At 34.4% G+C, this 25,978-nt stretch carries 21 protein-coding genes; 10 read left to right on the top strand and 11 right to left on the bottom strand.

Annotated features, from left to right (window positions below; all coding sequences use genetic code 11):
• The 3 genes from DR980_RS03740 to recG all read right to left on the bottom strand — a co-directional run bounded on the left by DR980_RS03740 (position 1) and on the right by recG (position 6,619).
• Positions 1–3,096, bottom strand: coding sequence for an efflux RND transporter permease subunit (locus DR980_RS03740; RefSeq protein WP_113633908.1), 3,096 nt, complete (start codon positions 3,094–3,096; stop codon positions 1–3).
• 68 nt (positions 3,097–3,164) lie between these two features.
• Positions 3,165–4,223, bottom strand: coding sequence for an efflux RND transporter periplasmic adaptor subunit (locus tag DR980_RS03735; protein ID WP_113633907.1), 1,059 nt, complete (start codon positions 4,221–4,223; stop codon positions 3,165–3,167).
• 290 nt (positions 4,224–4,513) lie between these two features.
• Positions 4,514–6,619 carry an ATP-dependent DNA helicase RecG gene (gene recG / locus DR980_RS03730; RefSeq protein ID WP_113633906.1) on the bottom strand — a complete coding sequence of 702 codons (2,106 nt, stop codon included), beginning with the start codon at positions 6,617–6,619 and terminating at the stop codon, positions 4,514–4,516.
• Between the two features lie 501 nt (positions 6,620–7,120).
• Between recG and DR980_RS03725 the strand changes: the two genes are divergently transcribed.
• The 3 genes from DR980_RS03725 to DR980_RS03715 all read left to right on the top strand — a co-directional run bounded on the left by DR980_RS03725 (position 7,121) and on the right by DR980_RS03715 (position 9,047).
• Positions 7,121–7,633, top strand: a complete 513-nt coding sequence (locus DR980_RS03725; protein WP_113633905.1) for a DUF2971 domain-containing protein — start codon at positions 7,121–7,123, stop codon at positions 7,631–7,633.
• Between the two features lie 100 nt (positions 7,634–7,733).
• A complete protein-coding gene (locus DR980_RS03720) occupies positions 7,734–8,387 on the top strand; it encodes a Yip1 family protein (RefSeq protein WP_113633904.1) in 654 nt (217 codons plus the stop codon).
• A gap of 114 nt (positions 8,388–8,501) precedes the next feature.
• Positions 8,502–9,047, top strand: a complete 546-nt coding sequence (locus tag DR980_RS03715) for a DUF1697 domain-containing protein (RefSeq protein WP_113633903.1) — start codon at positions 8,502–8,504, stop codon at positions 9,045–9,047.
• A gap of 421 nt (positions 9,048–9,468) precedes the next feature.
• On the opposite strand, the gene DR980_RS03710 is transcribed toward DR980_RS03715, so the two are convergent.
• On the bottom strand, positions 9,469–10,206 hold the full coding sequence (locus DR980_RS03710) for a Dph6-related ATP pyrophosphatase (protein WP_113633962.1): 738 nt from the start codon (positions 10,204–10,206) through the stop codon (positions 9,469–9,471).
• A 103-nt stretch (positions 10,207–10,309) separates the two neighbouring features.
• Between DR980_RS03710 and DR980_RS03705 the strand changes: the two genes are divergently transcribed.
• Complete coding sequence (locus DR980_RS03705; RefSeq protein ID WP_113633902.1) at positions 10,310–12,373, top strand: M1 family metallopeptidase; 2,064 nt, start codon at positions 10,310–10,312, stop codon at positions 12,371–12,373.
• A gap of 36 nt (positions 12,374–12,409) precedes the next feature.
• Here the strand turns inward: DR980_RS03705 and DR980_RS03700 are convergent, their stop codons facing one another.
• Complete coding sequence (locus DR980_RS03700) at positions 12,410–12,931, bottom strand: DUF7935 family protein (RefSeq protein WP_113633901.1); 522 nt, start codon at positions 12,929–12,931, stop codon at positions 12,410–12,412.
• A gap of 131 nt (positions 12,932–13,062) precedes the next feature.
• Here DR980_RS03700 and DR980_RS03695 point away from each other — a divergent pair, with 131 nt between their 5' ends.
• The 3 genes from DR980_RS03695 (at position 13,063) to DR980_RS03685 (ending at position 17,198) form a co-directional block, all read left to right on the top strand.
• A complete protein-coding gene (locus DR980_RS03695) occupies positions 13,063–13,830 on the top strand; it encodes a sulfite exporter TauE/SafE family protein (RefSeq protein ID WP_113633900.1) in 768 nt (255 codons plus the stop codon).
• A 327-nt stretch (positions 13,831–14,157) separates the two neighbouring features.
• Positions 14,158–16,494, top strand: coding sequence for an ATP-dependent helicase (locus tag DR980_RS03690; RefSeq protein WP_113633961.1), 2,337 nt, complete (start codon positions 14,158–14,160; stop codon positions 16,492–16,494).
• A gap of 83 nt (positions 16,495–16,577) precedes the next feature.
• The gene (locus tag DR980_RS03685) at positions 16,578–17,198 is read left to right on the top strand and encodes an L-threonylcarbamoyladenylate synthase (protein ID WP_113633899.1); all 621 of its coding nucleotides are present in this window, start codon (positions 16,578–16,580) and stop codon (positions 17,196–17,198) included.
• Positions 17,199–17,475: 277 nt separating this feature from the next.
• Here the strand turns inward: DR980_RS03685 and DR980_RS03680 are convergent, their stop codons facing one another.
• The 3 genes from DR980_RS03680 to DR980_RS03670 all read right to left on the bottom strand — a co-directional run bounded on the left by DR980_RS03680 (position 17,476) and on the right by DR980_RS03670 (position 19,876).
• Positions 17,476–18,309 (bottom strand): OmpA/MotB family protein, encoded by an 834-nt coding sequence (locus tag DR980_RS03680; protein ID WP_113633898.1) that lies wholly within the window; start codon positions 18,307–18,309, stop codon positions 17,476–17,478.
• A 52-nt stretch (positions 18,310–18,361) separates the two neighbouring features.
• Complete coding sequence (locus tag DR980_RS03675; RefSeq protein ID WP_113633897.1) at positions 18,362–19,363, bottom strand: glycosyltransferase family 2 protein; 1,002 nt, start codon at positions 19,361–19,363, stop codon at positions 18,362–18,364.
• A 66-nt stretch (positions 19,364–19,429) separates the two neighbouring features.
• The gene (locus DR980_RS03670; RefSeq protein ID WP_113633896.1) at positions 19,430–19,876 is read right to left on the bottom strand and encodes a type I restriction enzyme HsdR N-terminal domain-containing protein; all 447 of its coding nucleotides are present in this window, start codon (positions 19,874–19,876) and stop codon (positions 19,430–19,432) included.
• A gap of 91 nt (positions 19,877–19,967) precedes the next feature.
• On the opposite strand from DR980_RS03670, the gene holA reads away from it, so the two are divergent.
• From holA to ettA, 3 genes are all read left to right on the top strand, one after another.
• Positions 19,968–20,972 (top strand): DNA polymerase III subunit delta, encoded by a 1,005-nt coding sequence (gene holA, locus DR980_RS03665; protein WP_113633895.1) that lies wholly within the window; start codon positions 19,968–19,970, stop codon positions 20,970–20,972.
• A gap of 75 nt (positions 20,973–21,047) precedes the next feature.
• Positions 21,048–21,230, top strand: coding sequence for a CAL67264 family membrane protein (locus tag DR980_RS03660; RefSeq protein ID WP_113633894.1), 183 nt, complete (start codon positions 21,048–21,050; stop codon positions 21,228–21,230).
• 86 nt (positions 21,231–21,316) lie between these two features.
• Complete coding sequence (ettA, locus tag DR980_RS03655; RefSeq protein WP_113633893.1) at positions 21,317–23,011, top strand: energy-dependent translational throttle protein EttA; 1,695 nt, start codon at positions 21,317–21,319, stop codon at positions 23,009–23,011.
• Between the two features lie 64 nt (positions 23,012–23,075).
• Here the strand turns inward: ettA and DR980_RS16600 are convergent, their stop codons facing one another.
• From DR980_RS16600 to DR980_RS03645, 3 genes are all read right to left on the bottom strand, one after another.
• Complete coding sequence (locus DR980_RS16600; protein WP_256371164.1) at positions 23,076–23,201, bottom strand: hypothetical protein; 126 nt, start codon at positions 23,199–23,201, stop codon at positions 23,076–23,078.
• A 79-nt stretch (positions 23,202–23,280) separates the two neighbouring features.
• Positions 23,281–23,697, bottom strand: coding sequence for a thiol-disulfide oxidoreductase DCC family protein (locus DR980_RS03650; RefSeq protein WP_113633892.1), 417 nt, complete (start codon positions 23,695–23,697; stop codon positions 23,281–23,283).
• Positions 23,698–23,801: 104 nt separating this feature from the next.
• On the bottom strand, positions 23,802–25,967 hold the full coding sequence (locus tag DR980_RS03645; RefSeq protein ID WP_113633891.1) for an endonuclease MutS2: 2,166 nt from the start codon (positions 25,965–25,967) through the stop codon (positions 23,802–23,804).
• Positions 25,968–25,978 lie beyond the last annotated feature (11 nt).

Below are 25,978 nucleotides of genomic sequence, written 5' to 3'. Positions count from 1 at the left end.
TTAGTTGAAATCTTTTTCATATTCTTCGATATGATCAAATTCAGGATAGTGTTTTCTGGCTTTGGACCACATCAAGTACATTGCTGGAATAACGAATAATGTTAATACCAATGAGAAAATAGTTCCTCCTACAATTACAACTCCCATCCCAATTCTACTCGTTGATGCCGCTCCAAGAGACATTGCAATTGGCAAAGCTCCTAGTGAAATCGCCAAACTCGTCATTAAAATTGGGCGTAATCGTGCTTCCGAAGCTTCTAATATGGCTTCTAATTTTGGTTTGCCTTGTTCCCGCAGCTGGTTCGCAAACTCAACAATCAGAATTCCGTTTTTGGTTACCAAACCAATAAGCATTACAGTCCCAATTTGGCTGAAAATATTCCACGTTTGGTCAAACAACCACAAGGAGAACAAAGCTCCTGCAACAGCCATTGGCACTGTCAGAATAATAATGAAAGGATCGATGAAACTTTCAAATTGTGCCGCCAAAATTAAAAATATCAACAGTAAAGCCAAACCAAATGCAAAAGCAGTATTCGAACTACTTTCAACAAAATCCCTGGATTCTCCACCTAAATCAGTGGTAAACGTATCGTCAAGAACTTTGGCTTTTATTTCGTTCATTGCATCAATTCCATCGCTGATACTTTTGCCCGGAGCAAGACCAGCAGAAACAGTTGCCGCCATATAGCGATTGTTGTGGTACAATTGTGGCGGATTACTTTTTTCTTCAATCGTTACAACATTATCCATTTGGATTAATTGTCCCATATTATTTTTAACAAACATAGAGGTTAAATCCAGTGGTTTTGAACGGTCTTTTTGGTCAAATTGTCCAATAACCTGATACTGTTTTCCATTTCTCATGAAATAACCAAAACGTTGTCCGCTTAATGAAAGTTGTAACGTTTGTGCAATATCAATCACTGAAATTCCTAGACTTTCCGCTTTTTCTCGGTCAATGGTTACATTAACTTCTGGTTTATTGAATTTTAAATTCACATCACTAACCGCAAAAGTGGGGTTTTTAGCAACTTCATCCATGAAAACAGGAATTTTTTCTTCCAGTTTTTTAAAGTTTGGAGCTTGAATAATGTATTGAATCGGCAATCCACCGCGTCGGTTTACGGCGATAGTTGGTTGCTCAATTACGGATGTTTTTGCGTCGGGATATTGCTTCGTCCATTTGGTCAGTTTCTCTGCAATTTCTTTTTGGGAATCGGTTCTTTCATTTGGTTGTACCAATGAAACCCGAATAAAACCACTGTTTACTGATGAAGATCCAAAACCAGGAGATGTAATTACCAAGGCTACTTTTTTGCCCGGAATCGAATCATCAACTAATTTTGACACTTCCTGCATGAAGCGATCCGTATATTCATAGGAGGAACCTTCAGGTGTTGTCATTCTTAAAACAAAACCACTTCGGTCATCATAAGGTGCTGTTTCTTTTTGCAAAAGGTTGAAAAACAAATAAATTAATCCAAAACAAGCAATTAAGATAGGGAAACTCAACCATTTTTTCTTCATAAAACGACTTAATGCACTAGCATAGCCACTATTTAATTGTTGAAAGTAAGGTTCCGTTCGAATGTAGAATTTTGATTTTTTTTGTTCGCCGCCTTTCATTAAATAAGCGTTCAACATTGGGGTTAATGTCAACGATACAAATGCCGAAATCAGTACAGCTGCGCCAATGACGACGCCAAATTCCCTAAACAGTCGCCCGACAAATCCTTCGAGGAAAATTACAGGAAGAAATACCGCTGCTAAGGTGATCGAAATCGAAATTACAGCAAAGAATATTTCGTTAGATCCTTTGATGGCTGCCTCGATAGGCGTCATGCCTTCTTCTACTTTTTTGAAAATATTCTCGGTGACCACAATTCCATCATCGACCACTAGTCCCGTTGCCAAAACGATTGCCAATAAAGTCAATACGTTTATAGAAAAACCAAAAAGCCACATGATAAAGAAAGTAGCGATTAACGAAACAGGAATATCAATCAACGGTCTAAAAGCAATCGCCCAATCCCGGAAGAATAAATAGATAATCAAGATTACCAGAACAATTGAAATTCCTAATGTTTCCGCTACTTCAATAACCGATTTTTTTACAAAAATAGTATTGTCAATGGCGATATTCAGTTTAATATCTTTAGGTAAATCCTTTTTTAATTTTTCGAATTCCTTATAAAAAGCTGTAGAAATATCTAAATAATTAGCTCCTGGAAGTGGCACAATGGCGACACCAACTAATGGCGTTCCAGATTGTGTCATTTTGGTTTCTGTGTTTTCTGGTCCAAGGCTCGCTAATCCTACATCGCTGAAACGTACTACTTTTTCACCTTCAGTACGGATAATGATATTGTTAAATTCTTCAGCAGTAGAAAGGTTTCCAACTGTTTTTACCGTCAATTCGGTATTGTCACCAGTTAGTTTTCCTGAAGGTAACTCTACATTTTGCTTATTCAACGCATCTCTCACTTCCGATACGGTACATCCATAAGAAGCCAGTTTAACCGGATCAATCCACAAACGCATCGCGTATCTTTTTTGTCCCCAAATTTGGACACCACTTACGCCAGGAATAGTCTCCAAACGTTGTGAAATTACATTTTCGGCATAATCACTCAGTTCTAATGCATTTCTCGTATCACTTTGTACGGTCATCGAAATGATGGCATCGCCATTCGCATCCGCTTTAGAAACTACTGGCGGAGAATCGATATCCTGAGGCAGGTTTCTTACCGCTTGCGATACTTTATCACGGACATCATTTGCTGCATCTTCCAGATTTTTATCCAGATTAAATTCGATAGTTATATTACTGCTTCCTTGCGCACTGGAAGAAGTTACATTTCTAATTCCGTCAATGGAATTGATTGCTTTTTCAAGCGGTTCTGTAATTTGAGATTCGATGATATCAGCATTTGCACCGGCATAATTCGTACGAATAGACACTTGAGCGGGATCAATCGATGGAAATTCTCGAACTCCCAGAAAAGTGTAACCAATTAAGCCAAACAAAACGATGGCTAAATTGATTACTATGGTAAATACGGGTCTTCTAATACTTGTTGTGGATAAACTCATTTAGATTTTAGATTTTTGATTGCTAATTTTAGATTTTTGATTGCTAGGAACGAATCTAATATCTCAATCTATTTTATTAGAACTTTTACAGGAGTTTCGTTTTTTAATGACATAACACCACTTGTAATCACTGTATCACCTGCTTTCAAACCAGAAAGTACAAGTATAGAAGCATCAGTTCTTGTAGCAGTTTCTATCATCACTTCTTTAGCTTGACCATTACTGGAAACGAAAACTTTTTTACCGTTTTGAACTGGAATAATGGCTTCAGTAGGAACAATAATAGCATCTTTTATGATATCCAAAGGCAATTCGACATCAGCAAAAGTTCCTGGTAATAATTTTCCGTTTTTGTTTTCCGCAATCGCTCGAACTTGTAATGTTCTGGTAGCAACAGCCACTTCCGGTTCAATTGCATATACTTTAGCAGTGTATTTTTCATCAGAACCAGCGACTTTAAATGTTAAGGTTGTATTTGTTTTTACCTGACTGGCGTATTTTTCAGGAATAGAAAAAGTAATTTTTAATTTTCCGGTGTTCACTAATTTTGCCACTAAAATGGCTGGTGTGATGTAGGTTCCCGGTGAAATAGAACGCAATCCTATTCTTCCTGAGAATGGCGCTCTAACAGATGTTTTTGCGATTTGCGCTTTTATCAATTGACTTTGGGCTTGTGCTGATTTTAAATCGGCTCTGGCCAAATCATATTCTTCCTGGCTTATAGCTTCTTTTTGCAGTAATAATTTGGCTCTTCTTTCGTTTTCCGAAGCCAATCCTTCTCTGGTTGAAGTTTGTCTCAATTGGGCTCTTAACTCTAAATCATTGACTTTAAAAAGCACTTGACCTTTACTCACATTACTACCTTCCTGAAAATAAATACCTTCTACAATTCCGGAAACTTCACTGCGAATTTCTACTTGTTCATTCGCTTCAATAGAACCGGAAAGAGACAAGTTATTATCAAAAGTTTGATATTCAACTACGATTCCGTTTACGCTCATCGATTTGCCTTTTCCTTTTGGGTCTTTTGAATCTTCATTTTTACTTTTGTTTTCTGAGATTCTGTAACCGATAAATCCAATGATTCCAATTGTTAGCACGGCATAAACTAGGTATTTAATTTTCATGGGTTTAATATAAAGTAGGATTAGTTTTCAATAATTTTAGTTAAAACAAATTTAGGTTTTAGAAACGGAAATTGTGATGTTGTTAATTTTTATTTAACGTTTGTACATACAAATATTAACATAAAAAAATGTATATGTTATAAATAGATGCATTCCATTACAAATAATAAAAATTAGGACTCCTAAAAATGCAAATGGTTTAATCAAGAATTGAAAAAAAAGAGCTTTTTTTAAGAAAATAAATTTGGTAGCGTAATTTTAAACAGATAAAAAAACATTTATAATGACACTTAACTAATGTAATTCCAGATGTTTTTCTTTTTGGTCATTTCGATAAAAACAGCTCTCAAAGCTGCGTGTTCAGGTTTTTGCATTCCTGCATCTTCTTTAAGAAGTTTTAAAGCATAATTTCTGGCTAATGCCAAAGTATCTCTGTCCCGAACTAAATCGGCAATTTGTAGATTAAGTACGCCGCTTTGTTGCGTTCCCATTAAATCTCCCGGACCACGAAGCTTCAAGTCGACTTCGGCAATTTCGAAACCATCATTCGTTTGTACCATCGTTTCCATTCGGGTTTTACTGTCGGAACTCAATTTATGGCTCGTCATCAGGATACAATAACTTTGTTCTGCACCACGACCCACGCGACCGCGTAGTTGATGGAGTTGCGATAATCCAAAACGTTCCGCACTTTCGATAATCATTACACTGGCGTTAGGAACATTCACTCCAACTTCAATTACGGTTGTGGCCACCATAATATTGGTTTTTCCTTCCGAAAAACGTTTCATTTCGGCATCTTTTTCCGCTGGTTTCATCTTTCCGTGAAGTATGGAAATTGAATACTGTGGCAACGGAAAATCTCTGGAAACACTTTCGTAACCATCCATTAAATCCTTGAAATCCATTTTTTCCGATTCTTGAATCAACGGATACACAATATATATTTGGCGACCCAAAGCGATTTCATCCCGAAGGAATTTCCAAACTTTCAATCGGTTGCTGTCAAAACGATGTACGGTCTGAATTGGTTTTCGTCCCGGAGGCAGTTCATCAATCACCGAAATGTCTAAATCGCCATACAAACTCATCGCCAAAGTTCGCGGAATAGGCGTGGCGGTCATTACCAAAACGTGTGGCGGAATCACATTTTTCTTCCACAATTTAGAGCGTTGTTCTACGCCAAAACGATGTTGTTCATCAATTACAGCGAGTCCTAAATTCTTGAATTTTACTTTGTCTTCGAGTAAAGCATGCGTTCCGATGAGGATGTGTAACGTTCCGTTTTCCAGTTCTTCATGGATAATTCTGCGCTGTGCTATTTTGGTGGAACCCGATAGGATTCTGATATTTATATTTAAGGTTTCGGCTAATTCAGATAAACCGATAAAATGCTGGTTTGCCAAGATTTCCGTAGGCGCCATCAAACACGCTTGGAAACCATTATCAAGTGCCAAAAGCATGCTCATAAAAGCTACAATAGTTTTCCCGGAACCCACATCACCTTGCAGTAATCGGTTCATTTGGGCGTTGCTGCCCATGTCGGTTCGGATTTCTTTGATGACTCTTTTTTGGGCATTGGTCAGTTGAAAAGGCAAATGATGCTGATAAAAATCATTGAAATTTTCGCCTACCGTTGCAAACGGATGTCCTTTTATTTTATGTTTCCGAATAAGATTCTTCGTGATTAATTGCAATTGAATAAAGAACAATTCTTCGAAGATTAATCGGAATTTGGCTTTCGCCAAAACTTCGGTGCTTTTTGGAAAATGGATGTTGAATAAAGCCGCTTTTTTAGGAATCAGTTTCAATTCGTTGATTAAATAATCTGGCAAAGTTTCCGTAAACAACGCTTGCGTTTCCAGGAACAATTGTTGCATCAGTTTATTAATCACCCGGTTTGAAATCCCACGATTTGTCAAGGTTTCTGTCGAAGGATACACGGGTTGCATGGCTGAACGCAGACTTTTTTCATGCTCGCTCAGCAATTCAATTTCCGGATGCGCCATATTGAATGTACTTCCAAAAGACGTGCATTTCCCAAAAATCACACACATTTCATTCAGTTTTAAACTCTCCCGAATCCATTTGTGACCTTGAAACCAAACGAGTTCCATTTGGCCCGTATCATCTACAAAAGTCGCGACCAATCGTTTTTGGTTTCTGCCAAATTCCACAGTTTTGATGTTGATGATTTTACCGATAATCTGAACCTCGGCAATGTTGTTTTGCAGTTCATTAATCTTGTAATAGCGTGTTCTATCAATGTATCTGTTTGGAAAAAAATTAACTAAATCCACATACTTATGAATTCCCAATTCCTTTCGAAGCAATTCGCCCCGATTGGGACCAACGCCTTTGAGGTATTCAATGGGAGTGAGTAGTAGGTTGCTCATTTAGTTTTTTTTGGACACGGATGAAACGGATTTGTTTCTCTCGACTTCGCTCGAGATGGCAAAAACGCAGATTAAAACGGATTTTAATTTGATGGAGCGAAGATAGTTTTTTGTTTGGAAATTTGGAAATGAGATTGTTTGGAAATGGAGTAGGAAAATATGTATATTTGAAAAACAACTATTTCTATTCGGAGATTATAGTAAAAAAAATTATCTATCACTTAAAAAGAAAAAAATGCCAATATTAGAGTTTAATCAATATTCAGCTCCAGTGATATATCCAAAAGAGAATATAAAGTTTATAAGTATTTTGATATCATAAAATTCATTTCGTTATTACAGCGTAAATCGCTTTTCTTTTGTCGTTTAGATAAGCTCGAGGATAAATTTGAAGGTTCTTCACCAAAACTTAATATTGAGTACAGAAAAAAATATTATGAGCAAATTCACAACGAATTACTTTCAATAAATTCAAAAATAGAAGTTTCTTTAGAAAAAGATTTGAAAGTTCGTCAAGGTTTCGAAGAAGAATTTAAAAAACTAAATTGTGTATGTTGTTGGAATAAAAGTAAATCTGAATCTTATGCTCTTTGGAAAATATATTCTGAAATGAATAAAGGTATCATGGTGACATCACAAATTGACAAATTAATCAATTCATTAAAAAATAATTTGACGGATGATATTCAAATTAGTGAAATTAAATATATTGATTTTGAAACTGAAATGATTCCTGATGGAAATTTAAATTATCAAATAATACATAAACATAAGGCATACTCTTATGAAGATGAATTAAGATTAATCTACAAAGTTCCTGAAGTGAAGCGTATAGATTTTGATTGGGAAAAAGAAGATAATAATTCAGGAATAAACATAAAATTAGATTTGAATATATTGATTGATGATATAGTTTTGAGCCCATATTCTCCTGAATGGTTCACGGAATTAGTTCAAGACTTAATGTTCAAATATGGTTTAAATAAACAAATAAGAAAATCAATTATTAAATAAATTGGTTTAGTAGCGTTTCTTATGTAAATTATTTTTTAATTACTAAATCTTAAAAAAATCTATAATAATATCCAAAACATACACATATATCTTAATAAAAATGAATGAATTAGAACATCCACTTGAAAGGACTCAAATCTCTGAGAAAGATATTTTTATAAAATTATTGACATCTCCAAGAGAAGCTTTTAAATTTATAAATGATTACAAATATGAGAAACATTTGTACATTTTATTATTTCTTGCCGGTATGGATAGAACTTTTGATAGAGCTTCCACGAAAAATATGGGTGACAACTATTCCATTTGGACGATAATAGCAATTTGTGTGATTTTCGGAGGATTTTTTGGATGGATTACTTATTATATCTATTCTGCTTTGATAAGTTGGACTGGTAGTTGGATGAATGGAAAGGGAAATACGCAATCCGTATTAAGAGTTTTTGCTTATGCTTTTTTTCCTTCGATTTTTATTTTAATATTACTGATACCTCAAATAGCAATTTATGGCAATGAACTATTTAAATCAGATAATGACTTGTACAGTTTAGCTTCGATGGAAAGTATTGTATTATATGTTATACTTTTTGTTGAGTTTGCACTTGGAATTTGGTCGCTTATATTGTGCGTAATTGGAATATCAGAAGTACAGAAATTATCTATCGGTAAATCAATTTTAAACTTATTATTACCTGCAATTTTATTTGTTTTTATGATTTTGGTTTTAGTTTTACTATTTCAAGTTATAGATTAGGTAACTCAGTTTTATTTAAAACCAGAAATTTTTAGACAAAGTATTTATATTAAGTAAGAATTCCAAAAAAGTTCCTCCAAACACAATACCTTCGCAAAATAAAAAGCTTAAAAAATGACAACTCATCTCGCATTGCTTCGTGGCATCAATGTTTCCGGTCACAGTATGATAAAAATGGAAGCACTAAAAACGACTTTGGAAGCTATTGGTTTTCAAAATGTGCAAACCTATATTCAATCCGGGAATGTTTTTGTGGATACCGAGGAGGAAAATCCTGCGGCTGTTGGTTTCAAAATAAAGCAGGAGATTTTCAAGGCTTTTGGTCATGAAGTGCCTGTTGTGGTGATTTGTTCTGCAGATTTAGAAGCGTGTTTCAAGAACAATCCTTTCTTGAAGGAAAAAGATATTGATACTAAGAAGTTATATGTGGCTTTTATTTCTACCACGTTGCAAAGTACCAGTATGAATGATTTGAAAATTAGCCAATTCAAACCGGATGAAGCGAGTATTGATGGCAACAGAATTTTTATAAAATATGCTGTTGGCGTCGGAAAGACCAGATTCGACCAAAAATACATTGAGAAAAAACTGAATGTTATTGCAACAATCCGCAATTGGAATACAGTTACGCAACTGCTTAAAATGTACGAGGAAAGATAAGTTTAACTCTTCACAATTGAAAATTTTAGCCACGGATTCACAGATTTTTAAATCAGTGAATCCGTGGCTATTTAATTATTTATAATTGTAAAACGTTTGAGATTATCGGTTTAACAATGTTTATTCTTTAGAAAAAAAAACATTTATAACTTGACGCAACCTTTTTAAAGAAGTAGCATCTTAAGGATGTATGCATAAAAAATGATATACTATTTTTAGTTTTTAGTAATTAAGTTAATTATAAGTGCTTATTGAACATTTTCATAAGGTTTAGTTTTGGTTAATTTTAGGATTATGAAGCACTTTAGCTAAAGAGTACTCAGAAGTTGAAAAACTTTTGATGCTCTTTTTCTATTTTCAAACCCTAATTAAAAAAATTAAGACAATCCTAAAGTGTAGAGCTTATTAACTATTAAATTAATTATTTCCCAACCAAATCACAATACCAAAATCCATAATCAAAAGCATCAGAAGCGCTCGTATCGCAGGCGGTATCTGAGGAATCTTCTTTTTCTGGTTTTTCATATTTTCGATACACAACTTCACCAATTTCAAAATTAATTGGTTTCGAAAAAATAGGACCGTCAAAAGTGAAGGTGTGAAATTCACCGTTTTCGCCACAAACATCTACATTTTCAGGTAAATCATTGATGAAATTTTGGTCAATCACACGACCAACAAAGCTTTTATCCAAGAATCGTTCGTTTACGCAAACTACAATTGTTTTAAAACCTAAAGCTAGGAATTCTTGAATGATTTCGTGAGTTGGGATTTTCCAAAGCGGAAAAATCCCTTCAAAACCCATTTCGGCTAATTTATCTTCACGGTATTTACGTAAATCTTCCAGAAAAATATCACCAAAAATAGAATGGGTTACACCTTTGTTTTTTAGTTTGGCCAATGTTTCTCGCATAACGTTTTCATAGGCTTCCATGGTTGGCATTTCAGGAATTTGCATGATTTCAAGTGGTAATCCAATGCTTTCGGCTTGTTGTTGCAATAATTCAACTCTTACACCATGCATAGAAATACGCTGATGTTGTTGGTTTACACTGGTTAATAAACAGACAATTTCAATTTCGGGATTTTGGAGGCTTTTATATAAGGCCAGCGCAGAATCTTTTCCGCTGCTCCAATTAAATAAGGCTTTCTTTTTCAAAGTAATTATCTTCTGATTTTCTGGAGGTAAACTTACAAAATTAGTCTGATTAGTTAGGGAAACCTTTGTAACTTTGGAAATTACAGCATTAAATGCCTTCCTAATGAAATACCTATTCTTTTTTATTTCCACGTTCACATTTGCCCAACAAACCCAATTTGTAGATTTTAAATCGGTTTTAGGAAAAATTGTAGTAAATCCAAGTGAAAAAACAGTTTATGGAGATGTCGATTATGATTTTGACGTTTTTAAATCAATTGATACCATTAAAATTGATGCACAAAATATGGAATTTTCAGATTTGAAATTGAACGGGAAATCCATTAAATTTCTCAATACACAAAAACAACTACAAATTGTATTTCCGTTTAAAAAAGGAAAAAATAATCTGACTTTTCAGTATTTAGCTAAGCCAAAACAAACGATGTATTTCGTTGGTTCAGAAGCAAATGACAATGTACAAATTTGGACACAGGGACAAGGAAAATATACCAGTCATTGGTTTCCAAGTTTTGATGATGTGAATGAAAAAGTGGTTTTCAATTTGAATATTGTATGCAATAAAGAGTATCAGGTAATTTCAAATGGAATATTGAAATTTAAATCAACACTTGATGGACTTTCGGTTTGGCAATACCAAATGCAAAAACCGATGAGTTCTTATTTATTGATGCTTACCATTGGTAAATTCGAAAAAAACATACAAAAATCAAATTCGGGAATTCCTTTAGAAATGTATTTGGAACCAAAAGACGTTTCCAAGTTTGCACCTACCTATCGCCATTCTAAAATGATGTTTGATTTCTTAGAAAAGGAAATAGGAGTAAAGTATCCTTGGGAAATTTATAAACAAGCGCCTGTTCGAGATTTCTTGTACGCCGGAATGGAAAATACATCAGCAACGCTTTTCAACACGCGTTATGTGGTCGATTCTACAGGTTTTGAGGACAGAAGTTACACAAATGTCAATGCACATGAATTAGCGCATCAGTGGTTTGGGAATTTAATCACTGCCGAAAGTGGAAAACATCATTGGTTGCAGGAAGGTTTTGCAACGTATTATGCATTACTGGCCGAAAAGGAAATATATGGAGAAGATTATTTTTATTCCAAATTATATGAGTCGGCATCACAGTTAAAATACGCTTCCCGAACGGATACCATTCCTGTTTTGAATGCCAAAGCCAGTTCGTTGACTTTCTATCAAAAAGGCGCTTGGTCACTTTTTGTTTTACATGAAGAAATAGGGGATAAGGCGTTTAAAAAAGCGGTAAAAAACTATTTGAAAAAACATGCGTTTCAGAGTGTGAATACACAAGATTTCTTTGCTGAAATCAAAAAAGTATCAAGTTATGATTTAGATAGTTTTAGTAAAGTATGGCTTGAAACTACGGTTTTCAATGCACAACAAGCCAATAATTTATTGCTTAAAAATAAAGCAATTCAGACGCTGTTTGAAGTTGATAAATTAAAAAATAAACCGTTGTCAGAGAAAAGAGATTTTTTGGAAAAAACAATGCAATCTGAGGTTTATTTTTCGGTAAAAGAAGCGGTTCTGAATCAATTGAAAAATGAAAAATGGGAAGATAAAAAGAGTCTTTTTATTTTAGCTTTAGAAACTAAAAATGTACAATTACACCAAACAGTTGCTGCAGCATTGAATGAAATTCCGGAGAGTTTCAGAACGCAATATGAAACTTTATTAGAGGATAAATCATATCAAACACAAGAACTTGCGCTCTATAATTTATGGAATAATTTTCCAGAGCAACGCATTCAATATTTGAATAAATCAAAATCGTGGATGGGTTTCAATGATTACAATTTGAGGACTTTGTGGCTGACTTTAGCACTTTCAACACCAAATTATCCTATTGACAAACAAGCTTTGGAAACCGAATTAATGCAATATTCATCAATTGATTATGAAGCGAATACCAGACAAAATGCTTTAGAAAAATTACTTGCTTTCAAAATAATTAATGATATTGTTTTGAAAAATCTCGTAAATGCTACCACGCATCACATGTGGCAATTCTCAAAGTTTGGTAGAGACAATATAAGAAAATTATTGAAAGCTCCTGAGATGAGAGCCTCATTGGAACGAATAGTTCCAAATTTAAATGAAGCCGAACAATTTCAGCTGAACCGATTATTGAAAGAATAAGTTTTGAATCAAAAGGGATTTAACAACCTTATATGTTTACCACATTTGGCTCACTTCGTTTTTGATGTAAGCTAAAGCTGCATTACTAGGAGATTGCTTTTCCATTAAATCACTTAAAAGCACTTCTCGCAATTTATCGGCATTGTCAACACGATCACTCATATTCGCTTTTCGAATCATTTGAATAGTACTATTTTTTGCTGTGACAATGATCGTCCAGCATTCGTCTGACATGTATATTTGCTGCGTCAAATTATGCTCATATTCCTGTTCGATTTGTGCAATTATCAAATTTTCATAATCGTTTTTATCATTAGAAATAGGAGCAATCCGAATCAATAATTTAGTGGGATTGATGCGTTCCATAAATAAAACCATACGCTCGTAGGCCTGTAAACGCAGTGGTAAAGCTTCTTTTTGAGCATCTTTTTGTAATAACCAGCGTCTTGTATTTTGTTGGTCTTTAAAATAAGAGTTGAACAAATGATAAGCTACTCCTCCGGTAATTAGTGAAGGTATAGTATAAGCCAGAATTTCTATGATTTTTGTTGAGTCCATTTTGTTGTAAAAATTTAAAAAGCAAAAATATACTTTTTTGAGTACAAATCAATTTCTATTTAATAGCAATAAATGAAACCGAATAGTATTTTTGCTCCTTGTAACAGCACTATTTAAAATTGAATATCATAATGGAGACCTATGTTCTGGTTTTACTTTGTTTAGCGGCCTTTGCTGCCGGATTTATTGACGCAATTGTGGGCGGTGGCGGATTGATTCAAACACCAATGGGATTGATTTTGTTACCTAATCTTCCTGTTTCAACCGTAATTGGAACTTTGAAAGTTCCTGCTTTTAGTGGTACTTCCTTTGCAGCATATCAATATCTGAAAAAGGTAGATATGAACTGGAAACTATTGTCGATTATGATGCTTTTGGCCTTTCCATCGGCATTTTTAGGTTCTACTTTATTGACGTATGTCAGTAACGATTTCATGAAACCGTTATTGTTGGTCGTTCTTTCATTTTTAGTGGTTTACACCTACGCAAAGAAAAATTTTGGACAACACATTGAAAAAACACATTCTCCAAGAACTCAAATCCTTAATGCGATTGCAATCAGTTTTGTAGTTGGTTTGTACGATGGATTTATTGGTCCGGGAACAGGCAGCTTTTTGGTGGTTGCATTTATTGCCATTATGGGATTTGATTTTTTGCACGCTTCCGCAAATGCTAAAATGGTGAATCTTTCGACAAATTTTGGTTCTATATGTTTGTTTATTTTAAAAGGAAAAATCATTTGGGCAATAGCACTTCCTATGGCTGCCAGTAATGCTTTGGGCGGTTGGATTGGTGCAAAACTGGCTATTAACAAAGGAAACAGCTTCATTCGGGTTTTCTTTTTGGTTGTAGTTGTGGGGACTTTAATCCGTTTTGCGTATGATGTGTTTTTTAAATGAGTACAGTTGTTAAACATATAAGTCAGATAAGTTTTTAATTTGAATGTAGATTAGAAATTCTAGTAGTTTATTGTGACAAAACAACCCTTTACAAAGAGCGATTTAGCTTACATTACCAATAAAATCAATTATTTAAAAATTAGTTTCTCTAACTTACATGACTTATATGTTGAAAATCAAATTTGGTTTTTTATAAAATATAGTCCTAAAACGTATTGCTATTTCTTATCTGGTTCAAGAAATAAAGAATGGTTTTTTAGCTTCATATAAAATTACACTTTTACATCTTTAATGCTTATTTTTGCATACAATACTATAAAAATTTCCATGCACAAATATATCGATCAACTTAATGAAGCCCAACGCGAACCCGTTCTCCAAAAAGACGGACCCATGATAATTATTGCGGGTGCAGGTTCCGGTAAAACGCGGGTGTTGACTATTAGAATTGCTTATTTGATGAGTCAGGGTATCGATGCGTTCAGTATCCTATCGCTTACATTTACCAACAAGGCGGCCCGAGAAATGAAAAAACGTATCTCGGATATTGTAGGTGCTGGTGAGGCAAAAAATCTTTGGATGGGAACATTTCATTCCGTTTTTGCTCGAATTTTACGCTCGGAAGCGGAACATCTTGGCTATCCTTCTAACTTTACCATATATGATTCTCAGGATTCATTGCGTGCCATTTCCGGTATCATCAAAGAAATGCAATTGGATCGCGATGTGTACAAACCAAAACAGGTTTTAGGGCGTATTTCGAATTTTAAGAATAGTTTGATTACCGTAAAAGCGTATTTCAACAATCCAGATCTACAAGAAGCGGATGCGATGTCCAAAAAGCCTCGAATGGGTGAAATATATCAAAATTATGTGGACCGCTGTTTCAAAGCAGGCGCCATGGATTTTGATGATTTACTTTTAAAAACTAACGAATTACTGACTCGTTTTCCAGAAGTTTTGGCCAAATATCAAAACCGTTTTCGTTATATTTTGGTGGATGAGTACCAAGATACGAATCACTCACAGTATTTAATCGTGCGGGCTTTGTCTGATAAATTTCAGAATATTTGTGTGGTAGGCGATGATGCGCAAAGTATCTATGCCTTTCGTGGTGCAAACATCAATAATATCCTAAATTTCCAGAAAGATTATGAAGGAGTGAAAACCTTTAGATTGGAACAAAACTATCGCTCCACAAAAAATATTGTCGAAGCAGCAAATACCATTATTGACAAAAATAAAGTAAAACTGGATAAAATCGTGTGGACCGCGAATGATTTTGGTCCAAAGATAAAAGTACACCGCAGTTTAACGGATAATGAAGAAGGCCGTTTTGTGGCAAGTACTATTTGGGAACAAAAAATGCAAAATCAGTTGCCTAATGGCGCTTTTGCTATTTTGTACCGTACCAATGCACAATCCCGCGCAATGGAAGACGCACTTAGGAAAAGAGATATTCCGTACCGAATTTATGGCGGACTTTCTTTTTACCAAAGAAAAGAGGTGAAGGATGTTTTGTGCTATTTGCGATTGGTTATCAATCCAAAAGATGAAGAAGCGTTGGTTCGTGTGATTAATTATCCGGCACGTGGAATTGGTAATACAACGATCGAAAAACTGACTATTGCAGCCAATCACTACAAGCGATCGATTTTTGAAGTGATGCAAAACATAGAACGAATCGACTTGAAACTGAATTCGGGAACCAAGCAAAAACTACTCGATTTTGTTACGATGATTCAGAGTTTTCAGGCTATAAATGAAAACCAGGATGCGTTCTATCTTGCTGATCATGTTGCCAAAAAAACAGGATTGATTCAGGAATTAAAAAAAGATGCTACTCCGGAAGGAATGGCTAAAATTCAGAATATTGAGGAATTATTAAACGGAATCAAAGATTTCACCGATGGCCAAAAAGAAGTGGATGGAGCTCGTGGCGCTTTGTCTGAATTTATGGAAGATGTAGCTCTGGCAACTGATTTAGATAAAGATACCAGTGATGAAGATCGTGTGGCGTTGATGACCATTCACTTGGCAAAAGGATTAGAGTTTCCTCATGTTTTTGTGGTAGGAATGGAAGAAGATTTGTTCCCAAGCGCCATGAGTATGAGTACAAGAAGCGAACTCGAGGAAGAACGTCGTTTGTTTTATGTAGCTTTGACCCGAGCAGAGCACCAAGCGTATTTGACTTACGCACAATCACGATACCGTTGGGGGAAATTGACCGACAGTGAACCTTCCCGTTTTATTGAAGAAATCGACAGTCAATATCTGGAATATATGACACCTCCTGAAAATAATTACAGGTACAAACCGATGATTGACAGTGATATTTTTGGAGATGTGGATAAGTCTAAATTGCGTCTGGCAAAACCTGCGAATGGAACTCCGCCAACCAAATATAGTTCAGATAATGAACCCAAATTAGAGATAAATATTCGTAAATTGAAGCCTGTCAGCAATAATGCTGCTTCAGGAAGTGCTAATTTATTTGACAACAAACTCGTTGCCGGGAATATTGTAATGCACGAACGTTTTGGAAAAGGCGAAGTTTTAAACCTTGAAGGAGTGGGAGCAGATAAAAAAGCCGAAATCAAATTTGAAGTTGGCGGAATCAAAAAATTACTGTTGCGTTTTGCGAAACTGGATATTATAGGGTAAAAATTTGTTTCAAGTTTAAGGTTTAAAGTTGTCAGTTAAAAGAACTTTAAGCCTTAAACATTTTAAACTTTAAACTAAAAAAAATGGCTCAATTTATAAAAATATACGAAGACAAACCCAATGAAGCGGCAATTGCCAAAGTGGTTAAGGTTTTAAAAGAAGGTGGTTTGGTAATTTATCCAACTGATACAGTGTACGGTTTGGGTTGTGATATTACCAATACCAAAGCTTTGGAACGCATTGCAAAGATCAAAGGAGTGAAGCTCGACAAAGCTAATTTTTCCTTCGTTTGCCATGATTTGAGCAATATCTCTGATTATGTGAGACAAATTGACACAACGACTTTTAAAATCTTAAAAAGAGCATTACCGGGACCATATACCTTTATTTTACCGGGAAATAATAACTTACCTAAGGAATTCAAAAAGAAAACGACTGTCGGAATCAGGGTTCCTGATAATGCGATTGCTTTAGAAATTGTAAAGTTGCTAGGGAATCCTATTGTTTCTACCTCAATTCATGATGATGATGATGTGATCGAATACACCACTGATCCGGAACTTATTTTTGAGAAATGGCAAAACTTGGTTGATTTGGTAATTGACGGTGGTTATGGTGATAATGTTGGATCTACTATTATAGATTTATCGGGTGATGAACCAATTGTAGTAAGAGAAGGAAAAGGAAGTTTAGATATTTTGTAAAATTTAAATTTTTGGCAAAATATTTGCTTATATTTTATAAATTTTTATATTTACCTAGAATTTACATTATATCGCTTACATAATATTAGCATGTTATTCTTAATTATATTTAATTGGTTGTTAAAGAAAAATTGAGGATACATAAAGGCAGGTCTTTGGACCTGCTTTTTTCGTTTATATATTGGTCGAATTTAAACAATTGGTTAATTTAAATAAACTTAAGCATAAAAAAAACGCCTCAATTTTGAGGCGTTTGCATTTAAATATAAAGACAAAATTACGGTCTTTGTTTTTTCATTTCTTTTTCAATCATTTCGTAGAATTGATCAATTTTAGGTAAAACTACGATACGAGTTCTTCTGTTGCGAGATCTGTTTTCAGCAGAATCATTTGCTACTAAAGGAATGTAAGAACTTCTTCCTGCAGCGATTAATTGCTCTGGTTTAACACCTAATTGATTCGTTAATACACGAATGATAGAAGTAGAACGTTTCACACTTAAATCCCAGTTGTCTAATAAAACACCTGTACCATTGTAAGGAACGTTATCTGTATGTCCTTCAACCATACATTCAAAATCAGGTTTATCATTCACTACTTTTGCAACTTTCGCCAAAACCATTTTAGCTCTGTCTGTTACCTCGTAGCTTCCGCTTTTGAATAATAATTTATCAGCAATAGAGATAAAAACAACTCCTTTTTCAACATTTATTTCGATATCCGGATCAGAAATTCCTACTGAACTTTTTAAACTAGTTACTAATGCAAGTGTTACACTGTCTTTTTTAGTTAAAGCATCCTGCATTCTGCTTATTTTTAAATCTTTCTCTTTGATAGACTCTAAAGCTTTTTCAATGTTTTGAGCACCCTTAGTTGACAATACAGTCATGTCTTTCGAAACGCTGATTAAACCTTGATTTTGCTCTTTTAAAGTAGCCGCTGTTGCTGCAAGACCTGCTTTTTCTTCTAAGCAAGTATTTAATTTTACAGTTGCTGTATTTAGTAAATCTTGAGTTTCTTTGTTTCTAGCTTCTAATTCAGTGTATTTCTTTTTAGAAACACATGAAGTTAAAAGGGCCATTACTGATAAGGCAATTACGATTTTTTTCATAAATTTTTTAAATTTAGATTAAAGGTTAAGGACAAATTTAGCTTTTTAAAATTTATTTGATTCTAAATAAATCGTTAAAAACTTTTAATTTTCTAATGAAGTATAAGTAAACGATACTTTTAACGGTATAGTATGCTGATTCTTGAAATTCATCTCTTTTTTTATAATTATCAGAAAAATGGCTATAAAAAGACCCATGTGCTTTCAATATTGCCCAAAAATGTTTGAACTTTCCTTGGGTTAAAAACTGAATTCCTGCAATTCCGTCCAAAATCATTCTGCTTAAAAGTATCTTGTATAGTTGCTCTTTCGGAAGATTTTTGGTCAGCATCAATAAAGAGTTTCTAAAATTCAAAAACGTTTTCATTGGATGGCCTTGCTGCAAAGTCGCACCACCTACATGATAAACCACTGATTCCGATGTGTATTTTATTTTGTAACCCTTATTAATGGCGCGCCAACATAAGTCAATTTCTTCCTGATGCGCAAAAAAATCATCATCAAAACCGTTTAGAGTCTTAAAAACAGAACTTCGGATAAAAAAACAAGCTCCTGATGCCCAAAATATTTCACGAGTATCATCATATTGACCGTTATCTTTTTCTAAAGTATCAAAAATACGGCCCCGACAAAAAGGATAACCATATTCGTCAATAAATCCACCAGCAGCACCAGCATATTCAAAGTATTCTTTACGTTTATAATCTAATATTTTGGGTTGAATAATAGCAGTTTTTGGTTCGTTCTCGAAAGTATCAAGAATAGGTTGCAGCCAATTCTCGGTCACTTCGATATCCGAGTTTACTAATGCATATATTTCAGCATCAATATGTTTTAAAGCTTCATTGTAGCCACTTGCAAAACCAAGGTTACTTTCGTTTTTTATAATTTGTACTGATGGAAAAAAAGCCTTGATGTAGGAAATAGAATCATCTGTAGAAGCATTATCAGCAACATAAATTGAAGCTTGTGGAGAATAATTAACTACAGATGGAAGAAACTTTTCAAGCAATAAAATTCCATTCCAATTTAGTATGACAACAGCTATATTCATTTTTGTTTTTATATTTTCAGATTTTAGACTTTATAGATTTTAAAATTTCAAGAAGTCTAAAGTAAGCTAATTATTATAATTTGGCAGATTCTCTAGAAATGCATATTTCTCGTTTTCAAAATCCATTTGGCAAAAGTAATGATTCAATCCATTGGTTACCATTAGGAATTGGGCTTTCATCGTCATGTTATAACGGGCAATTTGGTCGAAAGTAGCTTGTGCAATTTTGATTTCTGGAGCTTTGCATTCAATTAAGATGAAAATAGAACCATCGGGATTGAAAACCACGACATCGTATCTTTTGCGCAAGCCATTGACTTTTAAAACTTTCTCGACATTAATCAATGATTTTGGATATTTTTTTTCTTCCAATAAAAACTGAACTACATGTTGACGAACCCATTCTTCGGGAGTAAGAATGATAAATTTTTTCCTGATTTCATCAAAAATGGATACTTTATTTTCGCTATTTTTGAACCGAAAGTTATAAAGTTGAAAATTTAGTTTTTGCATAAAGCAAAAGTATTAAATAAGTTTAAAATTTAAAGTTTAAAGTTTCATCCGAAGCAACAATCTTTAAACTTCAAACTTAAAACAAAAAGGAATGGACGAGGTTTTAAAAATTGTAAATGATATAAAAAGCGGCAACATCAAACCAATCTATTTTTTGATGGGCGAAGAACCGTATTATATTGATAAACTATCAGATTATATTGAAGAAAAAGTCTTATCCGAAGAGGAAAAAGGTTTCAATCAAACGGTTTTATACGGAAGAGACGTCACTATCGAAGATATTATTTCGACAGCCAAACGCTATCCAATGATGGCAGAACGTCAAGTAGTCATCGTAAAAGAAGCTCAGGATTTAATCCGGACCATCGATAAACTGGAAAGTTATGCAGACAATCCGATGCTTACCACCGTTTTGGTTTTTTGCTATAAATACAAAACGTTGGATAAACGCAAAAAAGTAACCAAGTTATTAGCGAAAAACGGTGTCGTTTATGAAAGTAAAAAACTATATGAGAACCAAGTAGGAGATTGGATCAAACGTGTTTTGTCAGGCAAAAAATATTTAATTGAGCCTAAAGCAAATGCGATGCTGGTGGAATTTCTTGGGACAGATTTGAGTAAAATAAACAATGAACTGGAAAAATTACAAATTATTTTGCCAGTTGGAAGTACGATAACTCCCAAACACATTGAGGAAAATATAGGGTTTAGCAAAGATTTTAATGTGTTTGAATTGCGAAAAGCACTTGGCGAACGCAATCAATTAAAAGCCTATACTATTGCTGAAAATTTTGCGCAAAATCCAAAAGATAATCCAATGGTAGTAACGACGAGTCTAGTTTTTAGTTTCTTTATTCAATTATTGAAATACCATGGTTTGAAAGACAAAAATCCCAAGAATGTAGCAGCAGTTATTGGTGTAAATCCATTCTTTTTGAAAGAGTATGATGTGGCTTTGAAAAATTATCCAATGAAAAAAGTCAGTCAAATTGTAGGTGCTTTAAGAGACATTGATGTCAAAAGTAAAGGAGTTGGCGCAAATGCGATGTCCCAATCTGATTTATTAAGAGAAATCCTTTATAAAATATTTAATTAAAAGGACAAAAAATCCGATATTTGCACTCCCGTTCCGAGGCTTCGGAATTGGATCATTAAAATAAATTCCACAATTATGTCAATGAATAAAAATACGATTCTGGGTTGGGCCACTCTGATAATGATAACCATGGGCTTATTGCTTATTGCATTAGGTGCTTTTAGATATGATGATGTAGCAGGATGGGGCTTTGCAGCAGTAGGTGTTGGCTTTTTAGCTAATGCGTGGGTGTTTAGTTCACTCAAGGGAAGACTTTAGTTAATCAAAAATTACGAATTTAAAATTGAAAAAATTAGATAAGAACTAATTATCTAAAAGTATAATAATCAGAAAATCTATAAAAAATGGCAGACGATAAAAAAGTGATATTCTCAATGTCAAAATTGAGCAAGACCTATCAAGGAGCAGATAAACCAGTACTTAAAAACATCTATTTGAGTTTCTTTTACGGGGCTAAGATTGGTATTTTGGGATTAAATGGTTCTGGAAAATCTTCCTTATTAAAAATTATTGCAGGTGTTGATAAAAACTACCAAGGTGATGTAGTATTTGCACCAGGTTATACAGTAGGTTATTTAGAACAAGAACCTATTTTAGATGATAGTAAAACGGTTATTGAAATTGTAAGAGAAGGTGTCGCTGAAACGATGGCAGTTCTTGATGAATTCAATAAAATCAACGATAGTTTTGGTTTACCTGAAGTCTATGAAAATGCTGATAAAATGGAGCAATTGATGGATCGTCAAGCGCTTTTGCAAGATAAAATTGATGCATTGGGAGCTTGGGAAATTGATACCAAACTCGAAATCGCCATGGATGCGTTGCGTACTCCGGAAGGTGACACGCCAATCAAAAATTTATCTGGTGGAGAACGTCGTCGTGTAGCTTTATGTCGTTTGTTGTTGCAACAACCTGATGTATTGCTTTTGGATGAGCCTACGAATCACTTGGATGCCGAAAGTGTACTTTGGTTAGAACAACATTTAGCACAATATGCCGGAACTGTAATTGCAGTAACGCACGATAGATATTTCTTGGATAATGTTGCCGGTTGGATTTTAGAATTGGACAGAGGTGAAGGTATTCCTTGGAAAGGGAATTATTCTTCTTGGTTGGACCAAAAATCAAGCCGTATGGCATTAGAAGAAAAAGTAGCTTCTAAACGTAGAAAAAACTTAGAACGTGAGTTGGACTGGGTTCGTCAAGGTGCCAAAGGACGTCAAACGAAACAAAAAGCGCGTTTGCAGAACTACGATAAATTATTGAATGAAGACCAAAAACAATTGGATGAAAATCTGGAAATTTATATTCCAAATGGTCCACGTTTAGGAACGAATGTAATTGAAGCTAAAAATGTTGCTAAAGCATTTGGGGATAAATTACTGTATGATAATTTAAATTTCACGTTGCCACAAGCAGGAATTGTTGGGATTATTGGACCAAACGGTGCTGGTAAATCAACTATTTTCAAAATGATAATGGGTGAAGAAAAGCCAGATTCAGGTGAGTTCTCAATAGGAGATACTGTAAAAATCGCTTATGTAGATCAAGCACACTCAAACATAGATCCTAATAAATCAATTTGGGAAAACTTCGCTGACGGTCAGGAATTGATTATGATGGGTGGAAAGCAAGTAAATTCAAGAGCTTATTTGTCACGATTTAATTTTGGTGGCGGAGAACAAAACAAGAAAGTTTCTATGCTTTCCGGTGGAGAACGTAACCGTTTGCACCTTGCGATGACTTTGAAAGAAGAAGGAAACGTACTTTTGCTTGATGAGCCTACGAATGATTTGGATATCAATACACTTCGTGCATTAGAAGAAGGTTTGGAGAGTTTTGCAGGTTGTGCTGTAGTTATTTCTCACGACAGATGGTTCTTAGACAGAATTTGTACGCACATTCTAGCTTTTGAAGGTAACTCTGAGGTGTATTGTTTTGAAGGTGGTTTTTCTGAATATGAAGAAAATAAAAAGAAACGTTTGGGTGGTGATTTAACACCAAAACGATTGAAATACAGAAAATTAATCAGAAGTTAGTTTTTCTAATTATAGATAATAGCAGCAAGAGGATGTCCATAAAGGCATCCTCTTTTTTATGCTGTTATTTTTTTCTGTCGGAATTCATCATAATGAAAACTGCTGAAATAATTCCTACGATGACTAATCCGAATACGACAACCATTATAAAGGTTCCGTTATCCCAAGAAAAAAGTGTGGTGTCTTTCATGATCCATTTATTTTTTAAGATTGTTCAAATATATTATTCCTGCAAAATAAAAGGTATGATAATTATCATGATTGGGTGTTTAATCTAAAAATTTGGCTTGTAGCTCCTTTGTGGGAATCAGGCAAGTTTCCTTTTTTCCATACCATTTGTACCTATTCTTAGCGATATAATCATAAATATAGTTACTGAAAGAAGTGGGTAATATTGAAAATAGTGAAGCAAAATAAAATATACCTCCTAAATTTTTAGCAATTTCTAAGGCAGCTTCGGATTTATAATAGTATGCAAAACCCGGCTGATACAAAATAATACTATCTGTTTTTTGTGTGTCAATACCCAAGTGTTTGATTATTTTTTGACCTAAATCAGATTGCAAAGCTACAAATCGGAAAACATCTTTAGTATCATGCTTAATAATCGTTTGCACCGCGGAATCACACAGATTGCAAACGCCATCAAAGAGGATAATTTTTTTGTCTTTAGGAATATTGAGCATTTTTTTGTTTTGTTATGTCATTTTGAGGAACGAAGCAATCGCATTTAGTTGCTCAACTTATATCTTGTTAGTGCGATTGCTTCGTTACTCGTAATGACTTTAGTTTACTTCTTCCCGGCTTCCACAAATTCCAGTGCTTCCAGACTCACTTTTGAAGTGAATACACCATAGTTTACGGTTGCTTTATTTTTTTCAATAGAATCAATCGTTCCCACCGCTTTTCCATCAAACATTCGCACGCGATCGCCCACTTTTAGAACTGGTTTTGGTTTTTCAACCACGACTTTCAATTTCTTCTCTTTCTTTTCTTTTCTTATTTCCTCCACCTGAACAGTCACTTCTTGAATGACTTCTTTCTTCTTTTCAATCAGCGCTTTCGACTCTTTGGTTGTAGCTTTCTTGCGCTTTGAATTTTCGATTTCAATTATTTTCAAAAATTCACCAAGTAGCTCTTTCTTATTCTTATTGTTGAAATATTTCTCCGAAATGTCTTCAATTTTTTGTCCAATGTAAATCGTTTTTTGGTTGCTGTCGTACAATTCTTGATAGCTTTCCAGTTTTTGTTTGATTTTTACATTAATAGTTTCCATTTTCTTGCCTTCTTCACGCGCTTTTGTTTCCTCTTCTTTAAGCGTTTGCGAAGTTTTCTCCATTTTAGAACGTTCTTTCTGAAGGGTAGCAATAGTTTTATCAAAACGTACTTTTCCGACTTCAATTTTCTTTTTGGCTCGATTTATTAAGCTGAAAGGAATTCCGTTTTTCAAAGCCACTTCAAACGTAAAGGAACTTCCGGCTTGACCTAGAGCTAATTTGTACATTGGTTCCAATGATTTTTCATCAAAGAGCATGTTGGCATTAGTGGCAAAAGGTAATTCGTTAGCCAAAATTTTTAGATTTGAATAATGCGTTGTAATAATCCCGAAAGCTTCCCGATGGTAGAATTCTTCCAAGAAAATTTCGGCTAAAGCGCCTCCTAATTCTGGATCAGAACCGGTACCAAATTCATCAATAAGGAACATGGTTTTTCTATTGCACTTCTTTAGAAAGTAGTTCATGTTCTTTAATCGGTAACTGTATGTACTTAGATGATTTTCAATAGATTGATTATCACCAATATCTGTTAAAATTCTATCGAATAAAAACGTTTCACTGCGTTCGTGCACCGGAATCAACATTCCGGATTGCAACATTAATTGCAGTAGTCCTACGGTTTTTAATGAAATAGTTTTCCCTCCGGCATTAGGTCCTGAAATCACTATGATTCTACTTTCCTGGCTTAATTCAATAGTTTGCGGATGCGTAATTTCGTTTTTCTGTTTGTTGTTCAAATACAGAATAGGATGGAAGGCATCTCTAAAATAAAGACGGCGTTCTTCTGTAATTGTTGGTAAAATTCCATTGATTTTATTGGCATATTTTGCTTTCGCAGCAATTACATCAATATCACTAAGAAAATCCTGGTATTTGATTAAAAGCGGTAAATATGGGCGAATATAATTGGATAACTGTTTTAAAATTCGGGTAATTTCTTCTTTCTCTTCGTATTCAAGATTACTCAATTCACGGGAATATTGTAAAGTAGCTTCGGGTTCAATATAAGCAATACTTCCTGTTTTGGAACTGCCTAAAATAGATCCTTTTACTTTACGACGATACATCGCTAAAACTGCTAAGACGCGTCGATTTTGAACAAAACTTTCTTTAATATCGTCTAGATATCCCAATGAATTGTATTGCGTTAGTGCAGTACCAAAACTTTGATTGACTTTTCCGCGAACAGCGTTCATACTGCGACGAATGTTCAATAAATCCGGGGAGGCATTGTCTTTAATTTCGCCATATTTATCGACTACTTCGTCCACCATTGTGATGATTTCTTTGGTCAGTTCGACTTGGTTTGCTCTTGCATTTATATTTGGATAATAATCCTCGAATTTTCTCAAAAAACTCAACAAGAAATTTACCGTTGAAGAAATTGTAGCAATTTTTCTAAAACTGCCCACTTCTAAGAAACTGTCTTCGATGGCCAGGAATTTTATCTCATGCGTGATAGCATCAAAACCATGATTGGGAATGGCATTATTATTTTGGAAAGACGAAACATATTCCGAGGTTTGCATTAATGCTTGCATCAATGTTTCCTTGTCTTTAAAAGGGGTTATTTCTAATGCTTTTTGTTTTCCAATGTCAGTATTACAAATGGTCGAAATGGTTTCGAGAACCGTTGGAAATTGTAAATCTTGTAATGTTTTTTCAGTGATGGATATCATTTATAGTATAA

The organism is Flavobacterium psychrolimnae (assembly GCF_003312425.1).
GTDB lineage: Bacteria > Bacteroidota > Bacteroidia > Flavobacteriales > Flavobacteriaceae > Flavobacterium > Flavobacterium psychrolimnae.
The sequence above is the reverse complement of the archived record's forward strand: the minus strand, read 5'-3'. Positions and strand labels throughout refer to the sequence as shown.